Genomic DNA, 23,434 nt, shown 5'->3' with positions numbered 1-23,434 from the left:
AGACGCTGCGGTGATGGACGTCCTCTTGTTCGCCTACGGCGCTGCTGCCGATCTGATGGCGTGGGACCGGACGGGCTGCCCTGAGGTGAAGATGCCTGCGGCGGACGTGGAGGTCCGCCGAGGCTATTGGTCGTCCGACCCCGAGTCGCCGTAGTGCCACGACAGGGTTCGCACAGGGGTCACGTAGATGTAGGTGGCACCCGGCCTCGGCGCGGTGGGCCAATCGGACTCCGGGACGCCGCGTGACCGGGCACCGTGCCGTGCAAGCTCGAGCGTTTCAGCGGCTTCCCGAACGATACGTGCGTGACCTTGGAACATCACGCCGCGGATATCCGCCATGGTGGAGCCGTCTTCGAGCATGACGCTTACGGCCGGGTTGCGCTCTATATTGGCCACCTTGCGCGTGCCATCTCGCACACCCATGACGACATCGCCGCCCATTCGGAAGTATCCCAGCGGCACGGTGTGCGGGAATCCGTCCTTGTCGATGGTCGTCAGGATCGCCCAGCCTGGACGGCTGTCGAGAAGCGCCTCGATTTCGTCGTCAGTGAGTTTGCGCGGCATGTGACGAGGTTACTCTGGGGCGGCGGCAGTCCCCTCACTGTCGTCGGCTCAGGCAAGCCCCTGTCGCTACCTCGCCATGTTCGTGAAGCGCGACAGGTGAAGCTGGTGCGCCACAGTGATATTTGCGGTCGGGCCGTTACGGTGCTTACCGAGGATAATGTCGGCCTCACCGCCACGCGGGTCTTCGCGGTCGAAGGCGTCGGGGCGGTGCAGCAGCATCACCATATCGGCGTCCTGCTCCAGCGAGCCGGACTCACGAAGATCGGAGACCTGCGGGCGCTTATCGGTGCGCTGCTCGGGACCACGGTTGAGCTGACTGATCGCGACCACCGGCACGTGCAGTTCCTTGGCCATCAGCTTGAGACTTCGGGAGAAATCCGACACCTCCTGCTGGCGTGAGTCGTACTTCTTGCCCGAGCTCATCAGCTGTAGGTAGTCCACGACGATCAGCTGAAGATCGGCCTTCTTCTTCAGCCGACGAGCCTTCGCGCGGATCTCCATCATGGTCAGGTTCGGCGAATCGTCGATGTAGAGCGGCGCCTCGCTGATCTCACTCATGCGCCGCGCCAACCGCGTCCAGTCGTCATCATTCATTCGGCCTGATCGCATATCGCCGAGCTTGATGTTGGCTTCGGCCGACAGCAGGCGCATGACGATCTCGGACTTGCTCATTTCCAGCGAGAAGATCACGCTGGCGAGCTGGTTCTTGATCGAGCAGGACCGCATGAAGTCCAGGCCGAGCGTGGAATTGTGCGTGGGCACCATCGATCGGCTCGCGAGGTACATGTGGCTGCCGTTGTCGACCTCCACGCACCGAACGGGCACCGAGTCGACCGGACGAACGTCGACGATGAACCGCGACGAACGGCGCGCCGATCCACTGTTCGCACGGCGATCCTTGTGCAGCAGTGCTTTTCGCTCAAGGCCGAAGACGATGTCGTCGGTCGAGAACGTCAATGTGTATGCGGTCGAGGTTTCCTGGCTGCGCCCGGCCACCCGCTTCGTCGACAGCTGGCAGCGGTAGCCGAGGCTGACGATCAGCTCTTCGACATCAGCGGCCAACCGGCGGCTGGTGACGCTGAACTGGACCGAACCGCCCTTCGTCACCGTGCCGTCGGTGTCCAGAAGCCCGGCCAGCAAAGCGCGTCGCTGGCTCTCCGACGCCCGCAGATAGTGCATCGGAATGTGCTTGTCGCCCAGAACTCCGATGGTCCGCAAGCGAGCCTCGAAGGACCCTACGGCGACACCTTCACCCTCGATCCGCATGAGAATTTCGGGATCTGCGGTGGTTATCTGCGCGGCCGCGCTGGTGCCCTCGCCGAGCCAGGCGCCGAGCGTGTACGGCGGAACCAGCAGGTCGGCATCAGCGGCCACCAAAGGCTTAGCATTGGACACCGAATGATTGAGCCGCCGGTCCTTCGTCGCGCAACGCAGTGTCCGGGAGATCTCTTCGGTGGTACGTACTTCGGCGAACGTGCGCTGATTCTTGTACCGGTTGTAACCGGTCGCGGCCGCCTGTGCGGACTTGCGCGAGGCACGCGTGTCCGTCAGCCACTGATGCTGCTCATCGGCCACGATGACCGTTCCGTCGGAGAACTCGACCTCGTAGCAGGGGCGGCCGACCATCACCTCCGTCGCCGCGACAACCCGCGTCGGCAAGCCGTCGTCCCCGATGAGGAAGTCCCCGACGGCGACCTCGCCCATCGTCGTCCAGCCGGTCGGCGTCGGCAACGGGGTGTCCAACGCCAGCGCCTTACCTACACCAGGGCGGGCCGCGATGATGATCATCTGCCCGCCGTGCAGGCCGTTGGTGATCTCGTCCAGATCGATGAAGCCGGTAGGCACACCGCGCGACATACCGCCCGAGGACGCGATGGCATCGATCTCGTCCATCGTCGGCTGGAGCAGATCCTCCAGCGCCACGAAATCCTCGGACTGGTTCCGGTTCTCGGTGACGTCGTAAATCTCGGCCTGGGCCCGGTCCACCACATCGGCCACATCGGCGCCGTCGGCGCCCGCATAGCCGTACTGCACCACCCGGGTGCCGGCCTCCACCAGACGCCGCAGGAGCGCCTTCTCGGCCACGATGGTGGCGTAGAAGCCGGCGTTGGCGGCGGTCGGCACCGTCGAGATCAGGGTGTGCAGATACGGGGCTCCGCCGATGCGGCGCAGCTGTCCGCGCCGGTCCAGCTCTGCGGCGACGGTCACCGCGTCGGCCGGCTCTCCGCGGTCGTAGAGATCGAGGATGACATCGGCGATGTCCTGGTGCGCGGGACGGTAGAAGTCGGCGGACTTCATCTTCTCCAGGACGTCGGCAATGGCGTCCTTGGACAGCAGCATGCCGCCGAGGACGGCCTGCTCGGCCGCCATGTCCTGCGGGGGCTGACGGCCGAAGTCCTCACGGGGCGGCTCGTCGAGATCAGACTGCCGACCGGAGTGACTGAAGTCGTCTACGACCGCCACGAAGCGCCCCCACCTCTACTAGCAGATCTATCGCAAATGTGTTCGATCAACACGCTACATCGGCCCCCCGACAACGCGCCGACGAGCCTGCGACGGACAACATATGGCTTTGCTCTGGCCGGTGCAATTCGGTCCTGTTGATAGCCCTGTGGATGGCGTGTGCACAGCTCAGGTGGACGGTGTTGACGGGCTGGGGAGAACCTGTGGATGATCCGATTCAAACTTGCCGAACGCGCTGGTGAAAGCCGACTTTCAGGTGTTCACAGCTGTGGAGATCAAATGGCCCGGCGTGTCTCGCCGGGTTGCCCGCTCGGGCGTGTTGGATAACGTCCAGGAGCCGGCGAGGTTAACAGCAAAAGATGTTGCTGTGTTCAGAATCTCGGAAATCGTTCGCTGGCGTGCACGACGACGCCCGGGTGGGAAGCGAAGGCTTCCCACCCGGGCGTCGGGTGACTGGTTGAGCTATCCAGCGGTGACGTCGAGCTGAACCGCGGCGGTGACGCCGGGGTGCAACTTGACACCGATCTGGTGGGTCCCGGTGGCCTTGATGTGGGCCTTGGGCAGCTCGACGGTGCGCTTGTCCAGGTTCGGGCCGCCGGCCTTCTTGATCGCGGCGACGACCGAAGCCGGGGTGACCGAACCGAACAGCTTGCCGGTGTCGGCGGAGGCCTTCACGGGCAGGGTGACGGCACCCAGACCCTCGAGGGCGATCTTCAATTCGTTGGCGTGCTCGACGCCGCGAACTTCCTTGATCTCGCGGGCGCGACGGATTTCCTCCGCCTGGCGCTCGGCACCACGGCTGGCAACGATGGCCAGGCCGCGCGGCAGCAGGTAGTTGCGGCCGTAGCCGTCCTTGACCTCGACGGCGTCGCCGGCGATTCCGAGGTGCTCGACCTCAGCGGTGAGAATGAGCTTCATGGTGTGTCTCTCCCCTACCGCGTCGACGAACCGAACGGCAGCAGAGCCACCTCGCGGGCATTCTTGACGGCAACAGCGACATCGCGCTGGTGCTGCACGCAGTTGCCGGTCACCCGGCGGGCACGGATCTTGCCGCGCTCGCTGATGTAGGTGCGCAGCAGCGCGGTGTCCTTGTAATCGATGTTCTGGTTCTTGCCCTTCTTGGAGCAGAACACGCACTTGCGGGTCTTGACCGGCTTCTCGGGTGCCGGCCGCCGCTTGTTGCTGGACTTGGCCATGGATCTATCTCTTTCTCAAATGATGTAAATCGTTGTCAGAAGGGCGGTTCGTCGTCAGCGCCGCTGTAGGAACCGGCCGCGGGAGCACTGCCCCACGGGTCGTCCTTGGGCTGCTGATCGGAACCGCCGCCGCCGCGTGGCGCACCACCGCTGTTTCCGCCGCCGAATCCACCGCCGCCGCCACCACCGCGGCTGGCCTTGTTGACCTTGGCCGTGGCGTAGCGCAGCGAGGGACCGATCTCGTCGACCTCGAGCTCGACGACGGTGCGCTTCTCACCCTCACGGGTTTCGAAGGACCGCTGCTTGAGCCGACCCGACACGATGACCCGCGATCCGCGGGTGAGGCTCTCGGCAACGTTCTCGGCAGCCTCACGCCAGATGTTGCAGCGGAGGAACAGCGCTTCGCCGTCCTTCCACTCATTGGTCTGGCGGTCGAACGTCCGCGGCGTGGAAGCCACGGTGAAGTTCGCGACGGCGGCACCGGACGGCGTGAAACGCAGTTCCGGATCGGCAGTCAGGTTTCCGATAACAGTGATGACAGTGTCACCAGCCACGAGGTCCTCCTGGGCGTCTAGTCAAAGCGGAGTATGTGTACGAGAGCAGTCGGAGGCGAGCCTACGGAACTGCACCGACGTGCACACGGTGTCGCACGGACTAGTGCTTGTCGGTCCGCATCACCTTGGTGCGCAGCACGGACTCGTTCAGGTTGAGCTGGCGATCCAGCTCAGAAACGGTCGCGGGCTCGGCCTTGACATCGACCACCGCATAAATGCCCTCGGCATGCTTGGCGATCTCGTAGGCCAGCCGGCGGCGGCCCCAGATATCAACCTTGTCGACGCTGCCGCCGTCCTTGCGGATGACGTTCAGGAACGTCTCCAGCGAGGGAGCTACGGTGCGCTCGTCGAGAGTGGGGTCGAGGATGACCATGATTTCGTATGGACGCATAAGGAACCCATCACCTCCTATGGTCGTTGCGGCCACGGCGTGTCCGTGGCAGGAGGGTCGCCTGCGTCGGCAACCGCTCCAAGGTACAGGAACGGGCCGTGATCTGCGAAATTAGCGACCAGTCAGCGTCGGCGCATCGAGGTGCGAAGCACCAGAAATTGCCTCAGGGACAAAGGAAGTGCATTGCCGAGTCGTACAGAAATGCAGCGTCTTCTGGGACCAACTTGGTATCGCGCTGGATCAAAGCTACGGAGTCGTCACGTGTAACACCCGCGTGCGCCTGATCACACGCCGTTCTGCCCAATGACTCAAGCTGGGGTTGTGGACCTCCAATGCCAGCGTTCGTAAGGTCGTACAGATAGTCGCCCAGCTCGGCTCTCGCCGGAAAGGCAACATGCGGGCTCAGTTGCAGCGCAAGTAACGCCAACGCTGTGCCAGCGACTAACGCTCCGCGGCCCATTCTGGTCACTGTTGCTCCTCATAGATCGCTAATTACATCTTGTATCGAATTCGCCGCCGCCGGTTCGTCCGTTACACGACGCAGACTCGCGCAAATGCCCTTACAGTAATCGACCGTAGTGTCGAGTGAACATAATTGGCACATTAACGATTACTTGCGGAGGGAAAATTTGCCGAATCCAGTTTTTGAGCCGGACTGTCCGTCGCCCATGACATCCACCGGTCGGGGCCGCGACCAAACCGCGAACAGTGAACTGAGTCCAGTCATCACCGATTCCGACTACCAGAAGAACGGCGGTCGCCAATTGGGCCAATTTGCACTGTGCCAGCCTCTACAAGAGTCTGTGTCTAGTTCTCCGGGTCTTGAATTGCGAGTTCACGGCATAGGAGATCACGATACATACAGCGCGCTCGGACGCCCTGACTATATTGAGTTGGTTGCGAGCCGCGTCTGGATCGGACAAGTTCCATCTCTGCCCGAACATAGATTACGGCTACTGAACTGGAGCAGAGCAAATAGAAAGTTTTCACGCCACCTTGGCTGGTACATAGCGTTTCCTTTCACGCTGCTGAACGTTGCTGGATATATGGAGCCGGTCGATGATCAGCGATGGCGATGGCGCGCATTCATCATGCGCTTCGCAATAGGCGTGTCTGGCATCTGCTTAACGATTTCAATGGCGGCGTGGTTGACTGTAATAATTGAGACGTTCTGGCGGGGGGTAACCACAGATGACGACCGGCTTACAGGAGTCTTGTTACAAGCAGCTGGTCCGGGGATTTTGATTGCCGGCATCATTTTTCGATTCGCCTTCGGCCGGATTGGTGTCGACCGCGGCGCAAGCGGATGGGGTATTCTTAATTTACTCGCCCTAGTTGCCATGATCGGCATCCTGCACGATAAACCCTCCAGCTGGAATGACACCTGGATTGGAAGGCTCGTAAATAGGGGTACTCCCAACCATCTAGACGCGATGCTTATGCTCGTAGTCGCGTCAGTAACGGTTGTACTGACTATATCGATTGCCATTTCTAGCATTGCGCTGATAATCCGCATCAAGGCCGACGACCATCCAGAGTCTTCCGATGTGAAGTCCGCTTCCACCTCAGTTATTCCGCTCTGTGGGGCAGCCCTACTTCTCCCAGTGTCGATAGTTTTGATTCATTCGATCGGATCACTCCTACGCCTAGCTGTAGACACCTTGTCTCGTCTAGCACCTTGGTACACGCTTTCGGAGTTGCCGGAGCATAAGGGACTTGGTTCGTCCGATTCGATCGGGCTGGTTCTGTTGCCACAAGCTGACGATCTTCAATCTGTTGCCCGTTATCACGCATTGCCGATAGATTTAATCCCAATTTTCGGCGCGATTATGTCATTGATTTTTGGGCTGGCTGTAGCGATAGCCTGGATCAGGCATCGTTCTGGCTTTTTTAAGGGATCGTCAGGACGGGTGACTGATGAGGAGCACGCCCGTCGTTTACACGATGCGGTTATTTGGATACCGAAAAATCTAGCGAGCCCCATATTGACCGCCCTTGTGTTTACAGTTGCAGCGTGGCTAGCTATGTACTGGGCATTCGGTCGAAGCAACACTGGTTTGATCGATGGCACCATACTATGGCTTCAGGTGCTGGGCGTGGTCGCCTTTCTATTGCTAATTGCGCGCCAACCGAAACGTCTCGCTAAGCGATTTCGGATCGTTTTTGGATACATCGCAGACGTGGCCGGTTTTTGGGCGCCAGACGTACACCCTCTCGCAGGCACATCGTACCGGAGCGACCTAATATCTGGATTACGACAGGCCATCGCAAAGTCGTGTATCGAGGAGCCCGATAAGCCGATAGCGCTAGTGGGTCACAGCCAAGGATCCGTTATTTGTGCCTGGTTCGTGCGCGGCGGACACTGGTTCGACCAGCATTCAGAGGGTCAAAATGATCGGCGCAATGTTAAGAAAAGGACTTTCGATGTCAACCCTACCGCCCCCTCAGATCGGATCGCCCTATTTACATGCGGGTCACCGCTAGAAACTCTGTACCGGAAGTTCTTTCCACGATTCTTCGACGACGAGTTCTTTCGAAAGACCCGACAAATGACATACAGCGGAAATGAGTGGCGCAATTATTGGCGTGCTACTGATCCGATAGGTTCCTCGATCGAACCGTTGACAAATCCGCCGGGGGGTCCAGCGGTTGACCGGGACATACCGGAGGAGAATGGACGAGAACTGCGCCGGCACGGTGAATACTGGTCCGAGTATACGTTGCGCAATGATATCGATGAATTCTTCGCGACGTCCGCCGTACGAAGAGTTTGTCAGATCGGAACAAACGGACTAACGATGCAGACCCCGCGGGATGCTTAGCTTGAGACTCGGTAGCACGTGCAGCGTCAACGCTAGTCACAGGGCCGTGTCAGTCGAAGTTCGGATACGCGGCGCGGGTATGGACGGAGACGGTTCGGGCCGCAGCCACGACGGCAGCCAGCGCGGCGGGTCATCGGGTGCCCGGTCGAACACGCCACCGGACGGGTCGTCGACACCGTGGCGGCGCACCAGATCGGATTCCGGGCGGCGGATCTGACGCACCACCAGGACCACCAGTGCCACCACCGCGATATCGCGCAGCAGCACCGTGGTGGTGAACCACTGCTCGGGCAGGCCGCGATTCTGTTCGCCGTACAGATAGAGCATCCGCGGCACCCACACCAGCGCGTCGATGGTCATCCACGCCAACAGGATTCGTCGATGCGGCAGTGCCAGGACCGCCAGCGGCACCAGCCACAGCGAGAACTGCGGACTCCAGACCTTGTTGGTCAACAGGAAGGCCGCCACCACCAGGAAGGCCAGCTGGGCGAACCGTGGGCGGCGCGCAGCGGTCAGCGCCAGGTAGGCAATGGCGGCGCAGCACACCAGGAACAGCACGGCCGAGACGGTGTTGGTGACCGTCGGGGGCTCCCAGAACCCGAGGCCCGGGTCGAACCCCTGCCAGCCGGTGAAGGACTTCACCACGTTGTAGATGGAGTCCATATCGTCACCGCGACGCGAGTTGAGCCGGTAGAACTCCGACCATCCGCGCGGAAAGAGCAGCAGCACAGGCAGGTTGACCAGTGCCCAGGTCAGCACCGCGGCACCCGCGGTCTTGGCGAACTCGCGCATCCGCCCGGTCCGCAGGCACAGCACCAGCAGGGGACCGAGCAGGAACGCCGGATACAGCTTCAGCGCCACACCCACACCGATCAGGACACCGGCCAACACCGGTTTTCGCCGCGCCCACGCCAGCATCGCGGCCGTCGCGCACGCCACCGCGAGCGCGTCGAAGTTGGTGAAGATCTGGAAGATCAACAACGGGGAGCCGGCCACCAACGCGGCATCCCAGATACGGCGACCGGCCAACATCGCCGTCGCCCACACCGTCACCAGCCAGGCCAGTGCCAGCCCGAAGGCCGAGATGTTGAAGAACATCACCACTTCGGCGACCAGAGGCACCGAGACCACCGTCGTCAACGCCGAATAGGTCTTGGCCAACGTCATCGAGAGGTACTGATAGATCCCGGTGAGCACCGGATACTCCATGTACCGGACGGGCTCGCTGCCGTCGTAGACGACGTGCGGCTTACCGTCGCTGTCCTTCTCTATCCAGCTCGACTTGTAGGGAAACTTGCCCTGGTTCAACAGCTCTGCGGTGTAGAGCGGGACGGTGTCGGAATAGCACAGCTCGTAGTAGGCGCGCTGGTTCTCCCAGTTGGCGACCCGCTGCGCGGCGGTCCCGGTGTCGGTGGACTGCAGGCAGGCGGCCTTCGTCGAATAGCCGAGTGCCAGGAACACCAGCGCGATCAGCAGCATCACGCGCAGCGGGGTGAGAAATCGCGTCCGCCCGATCAGCGCGTGCCTGCCGACGGGACCGCCGACGGTCCCCGACAGCGCACCGGCGAGGACGTCGTTGCGGCTGGGCAGGTCGCGATTGTCGGCGCTGCGCAGATCTTCTGCCAGCGGTGCTGGCGATACGGTCCCGGCCGGCTCTGGCGTCACGTCCCCAGCCGTCACGGGGGCGGTGCGCCCGGCGGTCCCGGGGGCAGTGGCTGACCGGGCGGCGGCGCGGGAGCGTTGGGATCACCGGGCGGCGGCGGGCCGATCGGCACGGTGGTCGGCGGTCCCCACGGGATCGTCAGGCCGGGCGCGATCTCCAGCGTCGGCTGGATCACCGTCTCCGACGGCAGCGGCGGGACCGGGGTGTCCGGGGGCGGCGGCGGGGCCGGCGCGGCCACGGGCGGTCCGGCATACCCGCCGATCTCGGTGGGCTTCGGGAAGGTCTCGTTGTCGGTGCCTTCGAGCGCACCGTCCATGGTCGCCTTCCAGATGTCGGACGGCAGACCCGATCCGTAGACCGGCCCACCCCACTGGTTCACCAGCGGCTTGTCCCCGCCGGTGGTGCCGACCCAGACGGCGGTGGACAGCGACGGGGTGTAACCGACCATCCAGGCGTCCCGGTTGGCACCGGTGTCGCCGAGCTGGTTGGTCCCGGTCTTGGCCGCCGACGCGCGGCCACCGGCGAGGTTGTGGCCGTTGGAGTACGCGGCGATCGGCTGCATGGCGGCGGTCACGTTGTCGGCGACGTCGGCCGGGATGCGCTGCTCACCATCGTCGCCTTGCTGGGACGCATCGAAGAGCACATTGCCCGAGGAGTCCTCGACCTTCTGCACGAAGTGCGGCCGGTGGTAGACCCCGGAGGCGGCCAGCGTGGCGTATGCCGAGGCCATGTCGATGACGCGGCTCTGGTACTGGCCCAGGACGACGCCGTTGTTGGGCGGTCCGCCCTGGCCGTCCTCGCTGAGGGTGTGGTCGACACCGGGGAAGCTCTCGGCGATACCGGCCTGGTGCGCGGCATCGGCCACATCCTGCGGACCGTTCTGCAGCTTGAGCATCAGGCGGTAGTAGCTGGTGTTCAGCGACCGCTTGAGCGCCTCGGCGATATTGCAGTTACCGCAACCGCCGCCCTCGACGTTGGTGATCTTGATGCCGTTGAGTTCCAGCGGCGAGCTGTCGATGTTGTAGCCCAACCCGATGCCCTGTTCCAGCGCGGCGACCAGGGCGAACACCTTGAACGACGATCCGGTGGGCAGGCCGGCCTGCGCGAAGTCGAAGCCGTTGGCATCCGAACCACCGTAGTAGGCCTTCACTCCGCCGGTCTTCGGGTCGATGGACACGACCGCCGACCGCATGTCGGGGTCCTGACCGTCCAGCGTTTTGGTGACCGCCTCCTCGGCGGCCTTCTGCGCCTCTGGGTCGATCGTGGTGGTGATCTTCAGACCCTCGGTGTTCAGGGTCTGCTCGTTGATATCGAACAGGTCGAGCAGTTCCTTGGTGACCTGGCGCTCGATCAGCCCGTTGGGCCCGGTGGTCTGGTTGGCCTGGCTGGCGAAATCCGGTGGCACCGTCGGCGGGAAGACCTGGGCATTGCGATCGGCCTGCGACAGCGCGCCGATCTCGACCATGCCGTCGAGGACCCAGTTCCACCGGGAGGCGGCACCCTCGGGATCCACGGCCGGATCCAGGGTCGAAGGCCGCTGGATGAGCGCCGCGAGCAGCGCACCCTCGGCCACGTTGAGCTGTTCGACAGGCTTGCCGAAATAGGCCTGGGCGGCCGCCGAGACGCCGTAAGCGCCACGTCCGAAATAGATGATGTTGAGGTAGGACTCGAGCACCTGGTCCTTGGACCACTCGCCCGCCATCTTCGTCGAGATGACCAGCTCCTTGGCCTTGCGGACCAGGCCGCTGACACCCGAGCGTTCGTCGCCGACCAGAGCGTTCTTGACGTACTGCTGAGTGATCGTCGAACCACCCTGCAGACCGCCGCCACCGCCGAACAGGTTGTTCAGGAAGGCGCGCGCAAAACCGGTGAACGAGAAACCGGGGTTGGAGTAGAAGTCGCGATCCTCGGCTGCCATCACCGCGTCACGGACGTGGACCGGGATCTGGTCGATCTTCACGTCCACCCGGTTGCCTTCCGGCGGAACGATCTTGGCGATCTCGCTACCGTCGCTGGCCAGAATGGTCGACACCTGCGCCGTCCGGATGTCGCCGGGCTTGGGAACCTCGACGATCATGTACGCCATCCCGAAGGTCACCGCGGGCAGCACCAGGAAGACCACCAACGCGGCATAGACCGCCCGGCGCACCCATTTCCACTGGAAGCGGCGCGCGCCGGGGCCTCGGTGTCCGGACGGACCAGACGGCCCGCCGGGACCGGCCGGAGGTGGCGGCTTGCGCGGCGGGGCACCGTCGAGTGCGGCCTTGACGACATCGATCGGATCCCGCAGGTGCGGGGCCACGTCCGCGCGCACCGGGGGGATCAGCGCAGTTTTACGATCATCGGGAATGCCGCCGCCTGCGCGCGGGCGGGCGTGCTGGGGTTCGGGCGGCTGACGCCGCGCATCGGGCGGAGTCGGATTCGGGGGGCGGCCGGCACCGACGGGGCGCCCAGAATCAGCACCGCCCGTCGGATTGCTGTGGCGCCCTTCGCTATTCACTGGCCGTACGCGCGCCGGAGCGCGCCGTCCGAGTGCCCTTCGGCCGCTGCGTCCCATCCTTGGGCCGCGGCGAACCGAGCACGTATGACTTCACCAGATGATTCCAACTGCAAGTGCGGCAAACCTCCACCACGTGAACCGCGAACTCGTCGAAGCGTGTCGCGAGCAGGACCAATTCCTCGGCGTTGCGTGCCGAACCCGATACCGCACCAAGGTGCTCACCGAACACCCATGACACCAGCGTCAGCTGTTCCTTCCGGCATATCGGGCACGTCACCGAGCTTTGCTTGCCGTGGTACTTGGCGGCCCGCAGAAGATAGGGGTTGGCGTCGCACACCTCGGTGACACCGGTACGCCCGGAGTACACCTCGGCCAGCAGGGATCGACGCCGCAGGGCGTAATCCACCACCTGTCGCTGCAATCGCACGATCACCAGAGTACGTCGGCCCCCTGGCTACCGAGGCGCGACGGCAGCGCAAGCGCGGCCGAACTCCTACGATCTCTTGTCGTGGCGGCACGAATCACAGGGCGAACACGCGCGAAGGACAGCGACCGCGATGCCACCTGCGCGCTGCTCGATGCAGCACACAGCGAAGGCCAGCTCTCCATGGTCGAGCACCAGCAACGCATCAAGGACGCCATGGCTGCCACCACCCTCGGAGAGCTCGATGAGCTGACCGCTGACCTGCAACACAATGCCGGGCCCCGCGCCGAGCAGGAACGCGAGCGACCGCACCGGACCAGGAACCTCGTCATCGCCGGCGCTGCCGCCGTTGTCGGACTGGGCGTGCTCGGCGCGCTGATGTTCTCCGGTTCCCGCGACGACACCCCGCCCGAGGACCATCCCCAGGCCGCCGCCCCCGAAGTGCTGATCCCTCCGCCGGTGACCACCGGTGCCGTGCCGGCCGTCGACGAGCCGCCCCCACTGGTGCTGAACCTGCCGCGGTACATGAACACCGTCGAGGGCATGACCGGACTGCTGGAGGAGATCCGCACACGGTTCGGTAGCACCATGGGCTACGAGCTGGCCTTCAATCCGGGCCGGGCGTACCTGGCGGTTCCCGACCCCACCGGTGAGAAACGGCTGCTCTACACATTTCAGGGCGGTTGGGGCGAACCGTCGAGCAGAGCGCGTTCAGATGGCGACGATCTGACGGATCTGGCGGCCTTCGACGTCCCCGCCGCGATCGCCGCGTGGAACGCCGCCCCGGCGACGCTGGGGATCGCCCCCGCCGATGTGCTGGACACCTACCTCGACGTCGACCACGTCAGCGGGCCCGACGGCGGCCCCGGCGCCCTGGAGCTGCTGATCCGGGTGTCGACCGACGGCGGCACCAACGGCTATATCTACCTCGACCCGGCAGGCACCGTGCTCCGTGTCGAAAAGCCCAGCTGAGTTCTACGATCCTCTGGTGCCAACACGACAGACTGCGGGAACCCGGGCCAGGGACTCCGACCGTGACGACACCTGCAAGGTGCTCGACACTGCGATGGCCGAGGGACAGCTGTCCATGGAGGAACACCGCCAGCGGGTGGCCGCCGCCACCACCGCCGCGACCCTCGGCGAGCTGCAATCGTTGGTGAGCGATCTGCAGACCGGTAGCTCACCGGTGAAACTGCCCGACCTGAAACCCGAACGGACCGCTCGGGCGATGGGTGCAGGAGGGGGCTGGGGTATCCGCGCCGCGGCCGCGGCGGTACTGGTGATCTTCGGCATCGCGGTGGGCTGGGGGCTGTACGGGAACACCTCGTCGCCGTTCAGTTTCCAGACCGACCCCGGCGCGAAGGCCGACGGCATCCCCGCGACGGTGCTGACCGCGCCGCGCCAGCTGCAGTCACTCGGTGGGCTCAACGGGCTCTTCGAACAGATGCGTCAGAAGTTCGGCGACACCAACGGCTACGACCTGACGATCTTCGACGACTACGCGTCGCTGGAACGCCCCGATCCCAACGAACCACGCAGGGTGCTCAGCTACAGCTACCGCGGCGGGTGGGATGACCCGTCCGAGACCAGCACCGGCAGCGACGCGCGGGTGGTGGACCTGGCGGCGTTCGACGTACCGAAGTTCGTCGGCCTCATCCGCGGCGCCCCGCAGACCCTCGGCATCGATCCGGCCGAGGTGAAGTCCCTCCATGTCAGCATCGGTCCCAACACCGATATGACGGCGCCGCCGGAGAGCATCGAGATCAGCATCTACGTCACACCGAACTTCGGTAACAGCGGGTACATCGAGTTCAACGGCGATGCCACCGTCAAGCGCATCAACTACCCGAGTTCCTAGGCCCCGCGGCGCCGGGTAATTAACCCGCAGGACACCCAGCCGATCCCCGGCGATCGCGTCATCGTCATGTCCCAGTGGCGTTGGTTATATCGGCGCGATACACTTCGCCGAGGTGTCGATCCGTCGTAGCGGTCGGCCGTCTGGGGAGGTGATTCGATGCTGGAGCTCGCCGTTCTGGGCCTCCTGCTGGAGTCGCCGATGCACGGGTACGAACTTCGCAAGCGCCTGACGGGTCTGTTGGGCGCGTTCCGCGCGTTCTCCTACGGGTCGCTGTATCCGGCACTTCGGCGCATGCAGGCCGATGGCCTCATCGTCGAGGACGCGGCACCCGACGGCACCCCGAAGATGCGGCGAGCTCGCCGCGTTTACCAGCTGACCGATGCGGGAAAGAAGCGCTTCACCGAATTGGTCGCCGACACCGGACCGCAGAACTACACCGACGACGGGTTCGGCGTCCACCTGGCGTTCTTCAACCGGACTCCGGCCGAAGCACGCATGCGCATCCTGGAGGGCCGGCGGCGACAGGTCGAAGAACGCCGCGAAGGTCTCCGCGAGGCGATCGCACGGGCCAGCACCTCACTGGACCGCTACACCAAGCAGCTTCACCAGCTGGGCCTGGAGTCCAGTGAACGCGAAGTGAAATGGCTCAACGAGTTGATCGCGGCCGAACGCGTCGCACAGAGCCCACCCGAACCGCAGCCGTAACCAGCACCGGAATTTCAGCAGGAGAAGGAGAACACCCATGTCCGAGACCACCGCGCCCAACGAGGTCAGGGTCGCGATTGTCGGAGTCGGCAACTGCGCATCCTCTCTGGTCCAGGGTGTGCAGTACTACCGCGACGCCGATGAGAACGCTTCCGTACCAGGCCTGATGCACGTCAAGTTCGGCCCGTACCATGTGCGCGACGTGAAGTTCGTCGCCGCATTCGACGTCGACGCCAAGAAGGTGGGCTTCGACCTGTCCGAGGCGATCTCGGCGTCGGAGAACAACACCATCAAGATCGCTGACGTTCCGCCGACCGACATCATCGTCCAGCGCGGCCCGACCCTCGACGGCATCGGCAAGTACTACTCCGAGACCATCGAGGTCTCCGATGCCGAGCCCGTCGACGTTGTCAAGGTGCTCAAGGACAACAAGGTAGACGTCCTGGTCTCCTACCTGCCCGTCGGTTCCGAAGAGGCCGACAAGTTCTACGCCCAGTGCGCCATCGACGCGAAAGTCGCCTTCGTCAACGCGCTTCCGGTGTTCATCGCCTCGGACCCGTTGTGGGCCAAGAAATTCGAAGACGCCGGTGTGCCGATCGTCGGCGACGACATCAAGAGCCAGGTCGGTGCCACCATCACCCACCGCGTGATGGCCAAGCTGTTCGAGGATCGCGGTGTCACGCTGGACCGCACCTACCAGCTCAACGTCGGCGGCAACATGGACTTCAAGAACATGCTCGAGCGTGAGCGCCTGGAGTCCAAGAAGGTCTCCAAGACCCAGGCCGTCACCAGCAACCTCAACGGCTCGCTGGCGGACAAGGTTTACGACAAGAACGTCCACATCGGACCGTCGGACTACGTCGCCTGGCTCGACGACCGCAAGTGGGCCTACGTCCGCCTCGAGGGCCGCGCCTTCGGTGATGTGCCGCTGAACCTGGAGTACAAGCTCGAGGTCTGGGACTCCCCCAACTCCGCGGGCATCATCATCGACGCCGTGCGCGCAGCCAAGATCGCCAAGGATCGCGGCCTCGGTGGCCCGATCATGCCCGCCTCGGCCTACCTGATGAAGAGCCCGCCCAAGCAGCTGGCCGACGACGTCGCCCGCGCCCAGCTGGAAGCCTTCATCGAGGGTTAAACGGGTTGGACCTACGCTGACTCTGCGTTCAGGGTGCTTCTCGCACTTTTGCACCCTGAACGCAGAGTCATGTGCGTTGTAGGGTCCACCTCATGGCCTTCACCGACGACGACCTGCTCGAGCTCGACGAGTTCGCCCTGCTGCCCGAGAACGCCGAACAGGCCGGGGTGTCCGGTCCGCTGCCCAGCGCAGGCCGGCTGGACCTCGGCGAGATCAGCGCCATCAAGTGGGGGCACGAGAGCCCGCAGGTGGTCTTCCTGCACGGGGGCGGCCAGAACGCCCACACCTGGGACACCGTCATCCTCGGACTCGGGCTGCCCGCCCTGGCCATCGACCTGCCCGGGCACGGGCGCTCGGCCTGGCGCACCGACGGTGACTACGGGCCCAAGATCAACGCCGACATCATCGCGCCGGTGCTGCGCGAGCACGCGCCCGACGCGCGATTGGTGGTCGGTATGTCACTCGGCGGTCTGACCGCGCTGCGCATCGCGGCCACCGAGCCGGGGTTGGTCAAGGAACTGGTCCTCGTCGATGTCACGCCCTCGGCCCCCGAGCGCCACGAGCAGATGTCCAAGGCGCAGCTCGGCGCGGTGGCACTGGTACAGGGTGAGCGCACCTTCCCGTCTTTTCAGGCGATGCTCGACGTCACCGTCGCCGCGGCCCCGCATCGCGACCGTACATCGTTGCGCCGCGGCGTCTTTCACAACGCCAAGCGTCTCGAGGACGGCACCTGGACGTGGCGCTACGACACGATGCGCAGGCCCGCCGGGGACGACAGTGCCGGTATGCCGGCCTCCTTCCAGGGTCTCTGGGACGACGTCGCATCGATCACCATGCCGACCACCCTGGTGCGCGGAGCCAACTCCCATTTCGTCAATGACGAGGACGCCGAGGCGTTCGCCGCCAACGCCCCCGGCTTCTTGCAGACCCACATCGTCGCCGACGCCGGGCACTCCGTACAGGGCGACCAGCCGGTCAAGCTGATCGAGATCCTGCGCGGTGTGCTGGCGCGGTGAGAGTTGTTGACTCCCGTTAACCTGCTGCTTGCCAGTTGCTAGCCCGGCTGCCGTAGCTTTCTGCCGCGAACCGTTCGTCCAGCCCACGAGCGGTCTTTCGGGTGGAAGGATCCTCGCACGCCATGGCGCTCATCCCGCTGAACCTCTTTGTTGCACACGACGGTCGGTCGTCGCGCCAACATGTCACCTGCCGCTACCGCTGCGGCGATGCCTGCTCCAAGCCGGTGCCGAACACCAGCGACAACGAGTACTTCGGCGAGGTGCTGGCCGCGGTATCGCGCCGATCGGCGCTCAAAACCGCCGGTATGGCGGTCCTGGCGGTCGGCGCCGGCTCGGCACTGGCCGCCTGCTCGAGCAGCGGATCCGACACCGCGGCGACATCGTCATCGGCCGCTCCCGCGGAGCCGCCGACACCAGCCGGGATGAACTTCACCGCGGTGGCCCCCAACAGCGAGGACGCCGTGGTGATCCCCGACGGTTACCGACAGTCGGTCGTGATCAGCTGGGGTGATCCGGTGCTGCCCGGCGCGCCCGTCTTCGACGTGACCCGGCAGAGCGCGGCGGCGCAGCGTCAGCAATTCGGATTCAACAACGACTTCGCCGGCCTACTGCCCATCGAGGGAAGCAACGACCGATTCCTGCTGGTGACCAACCACGAGTACACCACCGAGCAGTTCATGCACCCCGGCTATGACGCCGACAACCCGACCCGTGAGCAGTTCGAGATCGGCATTGCCGCGCATGGCCTTTCGGTTGTCGAGGTGCAGCGCACCGCCGACGGTCTGCGTCCGGTACTCGGCCGCTACAACCGCCGGATCACGGCCGACACCCCGTTCACCATTGTCGGGCCCGCCGCAGGCACCGACCTGCTCAAGACCGCCGCCGACACCAGCGGCCGCGAGGTGCTGGGCACCGTCAACAACTGCTCGGGCGGTGTGACGCCCTGGGGCACCGTGCTTTCCGGCGAGGAGAACTTCAACTCCTACTTCGGCGCGCCCGCCGGGGCGCCGGCGCCGACCGGCACGGCCGCCGATCGGCTGAAGCGCTACGGCGTCGAATCCGAACCGACCGAACGCAAGTGGGAGAACTTCGACCCGCGCTTCGACATCACCAAGACTCCCAACGAATTGCACCGGTTCGGCTACGTCGTCGAACTCAACCCGTGGGATCCGGCGTCGGCACCGATCAAGCACACCGCGCTGGGTCGCTTCAAGCACGAGGCCGCCACCATCCACGTCGCCGATGACGGCACCGTCGTCGCGTACACCGGCGACGACGAGCGCTTCGATTACATGTACAAGTTTGTCTCCGCCAAGAAGATTCAGCCCGGCGACATGGCGCACAACATGACCATCCTGGACGAGGGCACGCTCTACGTGGCGAAGCTGTCCAGCGACATCCCGGCCGACCAGATCGACGGCTCCGGCGCCCTGCCGGCAGCCGGGAAGTTTGCAGGCACCGGGTCCTGGATTCCGCTGTTGCGGTCCGGGCCCGGGGGGACTGCCCAATCTTTGGTCGACGGCATGTCCGCCGAGGAGGTCGCCGTCTTCACCCGCTTCGCCGGAGACAAGGCCGGGGCCACCAAGATGGACCGGCCCGAAGACTTCGAGGCCAACCCCAAGAGCGGCAAGGTCTACGTCGCACTGACCAACAACAGCAACCGGGGCGCCGACGGCAAGGCGGGGCCGGACGCGGCCAACCCGCGCAATGACAACAAGAACGGCCAGGTCCTGGAGATCACCGACAACCACACCGGGACCGATTTCGCCTGGGAGCTGTTGTTGGTCTGCGGTGACCCGGAGGCGGCCGACAGCTACTTCGGCGGTTTCGACAAGACCAAGGTCAGCCCGATCTCATGCCCGGACAACCTGGCCTTCGACAGCCACGGCAACCTCTGGGTGTCCACCGACGGCAACGCACTGGACTCCAATGACGGACTGTTCGCGGTCTCCTTGGAGGGGCCGAGCCGCGGACTGACCAAGCAGTTCCTGACCGTGCCACTGGGAGCCGAGACCTGCGGGCCGGTCATCACCGACGACCTGGTCACCGTGTGTGTGCAGCACCCGGGCGAGAACGACGACAACAGCATCGACGACCCGCTGTCGCGGTGGCCCGAGGGCGGCAACGGCACCGCCAAGCCCTCGGTGGTGGCGGTCTGGCGCGACGGCGGCAGTATCGGCGTGTAATCACCGCGCACGGGGTATTGATTGACCATGATTTCTACCGAGCGGACGTCCAACGAGCGCCCCGTGCGCATCGCCGTGCAGCTACAGCCCCAGCACTCGCCCGGCTACGGCCCTATCCGCGACGCCGTGCGGCGGGCCGAGGACATGGGCGTCGACATCGCCTTCAACTGGGATCACTTCTTCCCGCTGTACGGCGATCCCGACGGAGCGCATTACGAATGCTGGACGATGCTGGCCGCCTGGGCCGAACAGACCTCCCGCATCGAGATCGGCGCGCTGGTCACCTGCAATTCCTATCGCAACCCCGAGCTGCTCGCCGATATGGCGCGCACCGTCGACAACATCTCCGACGGCAGGTTGATCCTGGGCATCGGATCCGGTTGGAAGCAGAAGGATTACGACGAGTACGGCTACGAGTTCGGCACCGCGGGCAGCCGGCTTGACGACCTGGCCGCCGACCTGCCCCGGATCCGTTCTCGGCTGGCCAAGCTGAACCCCGCACCGCTGCGCGAGATCCCGATCCTGATCGGCGGTCAGGGCAAGCGTAAGACGCTGCGTCTGGTCGCCGAGCACGCCCACATCTGGCACGGCTTCACCGATGCCGGCACCTACCCCGGGCTGGCCGAGGTCCTCGACTCCCACTGCGCCGACGTGGGCCGCGATCCCGGTGCCATCGAGCGGTCCTCCGGGGTCCCGGAGAAGAGCGTCGAGGCGGCGCTGGCCGGCGCCGAAGCCCTCGTCGGGCTCGGCGTCACCCTGCTGACCATCGGCGTCAACGGACCCGATTACGACCTGAGCCTCGCCGAAGCGCTGGTGCAGTGGCGAGATCAGCGCGCGCAGGGCTGAGCGGGCTGGGTCGCTTCGGTTGCTGTCGGAATGAGTTGAAGACTTCGCCCGGGCGGGCGCAGCGGCTACCTTGGGCACCCATGACCTCGATGCTCCGCCGGACCGGGCACCTGGTGCTCGCGCTGGTGCTCGCGTTTCTGGTGTGCGCGGTCGGCATGGCCGCCCCGGCCGGTGCCGACCAATGCGCCCCACCGGGTATCGACAGTGCCAGCGCGCTGCCGACCAACCTGGCCGCCGCCGCGCAGGGCCCGGGCGCCGACAAGTACACCACCGCCGGTGTCGAACCGCTCGATCGCGTCGATGTCAATGCGCTGGGGCTCGGCACACCGGGAGTACTGACGGTCGGCACGCTCTCGGATGCCCCGCCCAGCATCTGCATCAACGCGGGCGGGCAGTTCACCGGCTTCGACAACGAGGTGCTGCGCGCGGTCGCCGAGAAGCTGGGTCTGCGGGTCAACTTCGTCGGCACCGACTTCTCCGGGCTGCTGGCGCAGGTGGCCTCCGGCCGCTTCGACGTGGGCTCGTCGTCGATCACCACCACCGACGCCCGGCGCAAGACCGTCGGATTCACCAACGGCTACGACTTCGGTTACTTCTCCCTCGTCGTGCCGGCCGGCTCGTCGATCACCAGCTTCTCCCAGCTCGGAGCCGGACAACGCATCGGCGTGGTCCAGGGCACCGTGCAGGAGGCCTACGTCGTCGACACCCTCGGCCTGGACCCGGTGAAGTTCCCCGACTACAACACCGTCTACGGCAGCCTCAAGACCCGCCAGATCGACGCTTGGGTGGCGCCGTCGCAGCAGGCGGTCGGCACCGTACAGCCCGGCGATCCCGCGACGATCATCGAAAACACCTTCAGTCTGGACAATTTCGTCGCCTACGCGGTCGCCAAGGAGAACCGGCCGCTGATCGACGCGCTCAACGCCGGACTCGACGCCGTCATCGCCGACGGCACGTGGGCACGGTTGTACACCGACTGGGTGCCCCGCGCCCTGCCGCCGGGGTGGAAACCGGGATCAAAGGCCGCCCCGGAGCCCCAACTTCCCGACTTCGCACAGATCGCCGCCGAGCGGGCACCGGCCGAACCGGCCGCGCCGGCGGCCCGAAAATCCGTGCTGGGGCAGCTGGCCGACACCTTCCTCGACTGGGATCTGTACCGCCAGGCCATCCCCGACCTGTTCAAGACCGGCCTGCCCAACACCCTGCTGCTAACCGCCGGTGCGGCCGTGATCGGCGTCGTGCTCGGGCTGTTGCTTGCCGTCGCCGGCATCTCCCGGTCCCGCTTGTTGCGCTGGCCCGCCCGGGTGTACACCGACATCTTCCGCGGTCTTCCCGAGGTGGTGATCATCCTCATCATCGGTCTCGGGATCGGGCCCATCGTCGGCGAACTGACGGGCAACAACCCCTATCCACTCGGTATCGCCGCGCTGGGGCTGATGTCGGCGGCCTACGTCGGAGAGATCTTCCGGTCGGGAATCCAGAGCGTCGAGACCGGACAGATGGAGGCCTCGCGCGCACTGGGTTTCAGCTATTCGGAGTCCATGAAACTGGTCATCATCCCGCAGGGGATCCGACGGGTCCTGCCTGCGCTGGTCAACCAGTTCATCTCCCTGCTGAAGGCCTCCTCGCTGGTGTACTTCCTGGGTCTGGTCGCCAACCAGCGCGAACTGTTCCAGGTGGGCCGAGACCTCAACGCGCAGACCGGAAATCTCTCACCGCTGGTGGCCGCCGGGCTGTTCTATCTCGCTCTGACGATCCCGTTGACCCACCTGGTCAACGTGATCGACGCCCGGTTACGCACCGGTAAGCAGCCCGCCCCCGTCCAGCAGGAGATGATCTGATGGCAAGCCCGCAGCTGCAGGCAGTATCGCTGGCCGCCAACGATATTCACCTGTCCTTCGGACCAAACCAGGTGCTGCGCGGGATCGACCTTGCGGTGCCGGCGGGGACCACCACCGCGGTCATCGGCCCCTCCGGATCGGGAAAGTCGACGTTGCTGCGCACCCTGAACCGGCTCTACGAGCCGGACCGCGGCGACATCCTGCTCGACGGCAGATCGGTGCTCGCCGACAATCCCGACAAGCTCCGCCAGCGCATCGGCATGGTCTTCCAACAGTTCAATCTGTTCCCCCACCGCACCGTGGTCGAGAACGTCGCGATGGCACCTCGTCGGCTCAAGGGGATCTCCGCCGAGGAGGCCCGCGAGCTCGCACTGACCCAGCTGGATCGGGTCGGGTTGCGGCACAAGGCCGATGCCCGTCCGTCGACGCTGTCCGGTGGCCAGCAACAGCGGGTCGCCATCGCCCGCGCACTGGCGATGTCACCCCAGGTGATGTTCTTCGACGAGGCGACCTCGGCGCTGGATCCCGAGCTGGTGAAGGGAATCCTGGAGCTGATCGCCGATCTGGGTTCCACCGGCATGACCATGGTCGTGGTCACCCACGAGATGGGTTTTGCCCGATCGGCGGCCGACGCCGTGGTGTTCATGGACGAAGGCAAGGTCGTCGAGTCCGGCCCGCCCGAGCAGATCTTCGAAAGCGCCGAAACCGAGCGGTTGCGCCGGTTCCTGGACCAGGTGTTGTGACCCGCGACCGAATCTCGCGCATTACCGCCCGTCCGAGACGGACAGGTTAGACTTGCGAAATTATGGTCGAGACCGAACCGCAGACCGAGGAACTGGCCGGGGAGCTCCAGCGTGTGCTTTCCAAGCTGTTCTCCGTGCTGCGCCGTGGCGACAATCGCGGTGCGGGGAACTCCCCCGGCGCCGACCTGACCCTCGCCCAGCTCTCGATCCTGTTGACGCTGCTGGATTGTGGTCCGATCCGGATGACGGAACTGGCCGCCCACGAACGGGTTCGTACGCCCACCACCACCGTGGCCATCCGGCGGCTGGAGAAGCTCGGTCTGGTCAAGCGTTCGCGTGACCCGTCGGATCTGCGGGCCGTGCTCGTCGAGGTGACCCCGCGCGGGCTGGTGCAGCACCGCGAGGCGCTCGAGGCGCGGCGCGCGTTTCTCGGCGGCCTGCTCGAAGGGCTCAGTGCCGAAGACAAGGCAACGCTGACAGCGGCGTTGGGCTCACTCGACCGCCTGGCCGACCAGTCCTCGAGCTGA

At 64.9% G+C, this 23,434-nt stretch carries 21 protein-coding genes; 11 read left to right on the top strand and 10 right to left on the bottom strand.

All coding sequences use genetic code 11. The features are described 5' to 3' along the window. Positions 1–123 precede the first annotated feature (123 nt). From G154_RS25480 to G154_RS27375, 7 genes are all read right to left on the bottom strand, one after another. A complete protein-coding gene (locus G154_RS25480) occupies positions 124–564 on the bottom strand; it encodes a pyridoxamine 5'-phosphate oxidase family protein (RefSeq protein ID WP_019512183.1) in 441 nt (146 codons plus the stop codon). 66 nt (positions 565–630) lie between these two features. Continuing rightward, complete coding sequence (gene dnaB / locus G154_RS09435; RefSeq protein WP_031601258.1) at positions 631–3,027, bottom strand: replicative DNA helicase; 2,397 nt, start codon at positions 3,025–3,027, stop codon at positions 631–633. Positions 3,028–3,489: 462 nt separating this feature from the next. Continuing rightward, on the bottom strand, positions 3,490–3,945 hold the full coding sequence (rplI, locus tag G154_RS09430; protein WP_019512181.1) for a 50S ribosomal protein L9: 456 nt from the start codon (positions 3,943–3,945) through the stop codon (positions 3,490–3,492). A 14-nt stretch (positions 3,946–3,959) separates the two neighbouring features. After that, positions 3,960–4,223, bottom strand: coding sequence for a 30S ribosomal protein S18 (gene rpsR / locus G154_RS09425; RefSeq protein WP_019512180.1), 264 nt, complete (start codon positions 4,221–4,223; stop codon positions 3,960–3,962). A 35-nt stretch (positions 4,224–4,258) separates the two neighbouring features. Continuing rightward, positions 4,259–4,777 (bottom strand): single-stranded DNA-binding protein, encoded by a 519-nt coding sequence (locus G154_RS09420; RefSeq protein ID WP_019512179.1) that lies wholly within the window; start codon positions 4,775–4,777, stop codon positions 4,259–4,261. 100 nt (positions 4,778–4,877) lie between these two features. Continuing rightward, positions 4,878–5,168, bottom strand: a complete 291-nt coding sequence (gene rpsF, locus G154_RS09415; RefSeq protein ID WP_018603055.1) for a 30S ribosomal protein S6 — start codon at positions 5,166–5,168, stop codon at positions 4,878–4,880. A gap of 163 nt (positions 5,169–5,331) precedes the next feature. Beyond that, positions 5,332–5,628 (bottom strand): DUF732 domain-containing protein, encoded by a 297-nt coding sequence (locus G154_RS27375; protein ID WP_353647188.1) that lies wholly within the window; start codon positions 5,626–5,628, stop codon positions 5,332–5,334. A 208-nt stretch (positions 5,629–5,836) separates the two neighbouring features. Here G154_RS27375 and G154_RS26375 point away from each other — a divergent pair, with 208 nt between their 5' ends. Then, positions 5,837–7,990, top strand: coding sequence for a hypothetical protein (locus G154_RS26375; protein ID WP_131701340.1), 2,154 nt, complete (start codon positions 5,837–5,839; stop codon positions 7,988–7,990). A gap of 36 nt (positions 7,991–8,026) precedes the next feature. On the opposite strand, the gene G154_RS09410 is transcribed toward G154_RS26375, so the two are convergent. From G154_RS09410 to G154_RS09400, 3 genes are all read right to left on the bottom strand, one after another. Continuing rightward, on the bottom strand, positions 8,027–9,655 hold the full coding sequence (locus G154_RS09410) for a glycosyltransferase family 87 protein (RefSeq protein WP_019512178.1): 1,629 nt from the start codon (positions 9,653–9,655) through the stop codon (positions 8,027–8,029). Positions 9,656–9,666: 11 nt separating this feature from the next. After that, positions 9,667–12,003 carry a transglycosylase domain-containing protein gene (locus G154_RS09405; RefSeq protein ID WP_045546631.1) on the bottom strand — a complete coding sequence of 779 codons (2,337 nt, stop codon included), beginning with the start codon at positions 12,001–12,003 and terminating at the stop codon, positions 9,667–9,669. Positions 12,004–12,145: 142 nt separating this feature from the next. Then, on the bottom strand, positions 12,146–12,580 hold the full coding sequence (locus G154_RS09400) for a DUF5318 family protein (RefSeq protein ID WP_023985108.1): 435 nt from the start codon (positions 12,578–12,580) through the stop codon (positions 12,146–12,148). 81 nt (positions 12,581–12,661) lie between these two features. Here G154_RS09400 and G154_RS09395 point away from each other — a divergent pair, with 81 nt between their 5' ends. The 10 genes from G154_RS09395 (at position 12,662) to G154_RS09350 (ending at position 23,434) form a co-directional block, all read left to right on the top strand. Next, the gene (locus tag G154_RS09395) at positions 12,662–13,549 is read left to right on the top strand and encodes a DUF1707 domain-containing protein (protein WP_019512175.1); all 888 of its coding nucleotides are present in this window, start codon (positions 12,662–12,664) and stop codon (positions 13,547–13,549) included. 16 nt (positions 13,550–13,565) lie between these two features. Then, positions 13,566–14,435, top strand: a complete 870-nt coding sequence (locus G154_RS09390; RefSeq protein ID WP_023985107.1) for a DUF1707 domain-containing protein — start codon at positions 13,566–13,568, stop codon at positions 14,433–14,435. 156 nt (positions 14,436–14,591) lie between these two features. Beyond that, the gene (locus tag G154_RS09385) at positions 14,592–15,140 is read left to right on the top strand and encodes a PadR family transcriptional regulator (protein WP_019512173.1); all 549 of its coding nucleotides are present in this window, start codon (positions 14,592–14,594) and stop codon (positions 15,138–15,140) included. A gap of 37 nt (positions 15,141–15,177) precedes the next feature. Further along, on the top strand, positions 15,178–16,275 hold the full coding sequence (locus G154_RS09380; RefSeq protein ID WP_019512172.1) for an inositol-3-phosphate synthase: 1,098 nt from the start codon (positions 15,178–15,180) through the stop codon (positions 16,273–16,275). Between the two features lie 92 nt (positions 16,276–16,367). Then, on the top strand, positions 16,368–17,291 hold the full coding sequence (locus tag G154_RS09375; RefSeq protein ID WP_019512171.1) for an alpha/beta fold hydrolase: 924 nt from the start codon (positions 16,368–16,370) through the stop codon (positions 17,289–17,291). 122 nt (positions 17,292–17,413) lie between these two features. After that, entirely contained in the window at positions 17,414–19,477 is a 2,064-nt protein-coding gene (locus tag G154_RS09370; RefSeq protein WP_023985106.1) for a PhoX family phosphatase, read from the top strand. A gap of 27 nt (positions 19,478–19,504) precedes the next feature. Next, on the top strand, positions 19,505–20,323 hold the full coding sequence (locus tag G154_RS09365) for an LLM class F420-dependent oxidoreductase (RefSeq protein ID WP_019512169.1): 819 nt from the start codon (positions 19,505–19,507) through the stop codon (positions 20,321–20,323). An 80-nt stretch (positions 20,324–20,403) separates the two neighbouring features. Further along, on the top strand, positions 20,404–22,164 hold the full coding sequence (locus tag G154_RS09360; protein WP_019512168.1) for an ABC transporter substrate-binding protein/permease: 1,761 nt from the start codon (positions 20,404–20,406) through the stop codon (positions 22,162–22,164). Beyond that, positions 22,164–22,907 carry an amino acid ABC transporter ATP-binding protein gene (locus G154_RS09355; protein ID WP_019512167.1) on the top strand — a complete coding sequence of 248 codons (744 nt, stop codon included), beginning with the start codon at positions 22,164–22,166 and terminating at the stop codon, positions 22,905–22,907. The genes G154_RS09360 and G154_RS09355 overlap by 1 nt, the downstream gene beginning before the upstream one ends. 62 nt (positions 22,908–22,969) lie before the next feature. Beyond that, on the top strand, positions 22,970–23,434 hold the full coding sequence (locus G154_RS09350) for a MarR family winged helix-turn-helix transcriptional regulator (RefSeq protein ID WP_019512166.1): 465 nt from the start codon (positions 22,970–22,972) through the stop codon (positions 23,432–23,434).

The sequence above is a fragment of the Mycobacterium sp. VKM Ac-1816D genome, assembly GCF_000416385.1.
In the GTDB taxonomy this organism is placed as follows: Bacteria; Actinomycetota; Actinomycetes; order Mycobacteriales; family Mycobacteriaceae; genus Mycobacterium; species Mycobacterium neoaurum_A.
This window is presented reverse-complemented; position numbering and strand designations above follow the sequence as displayed.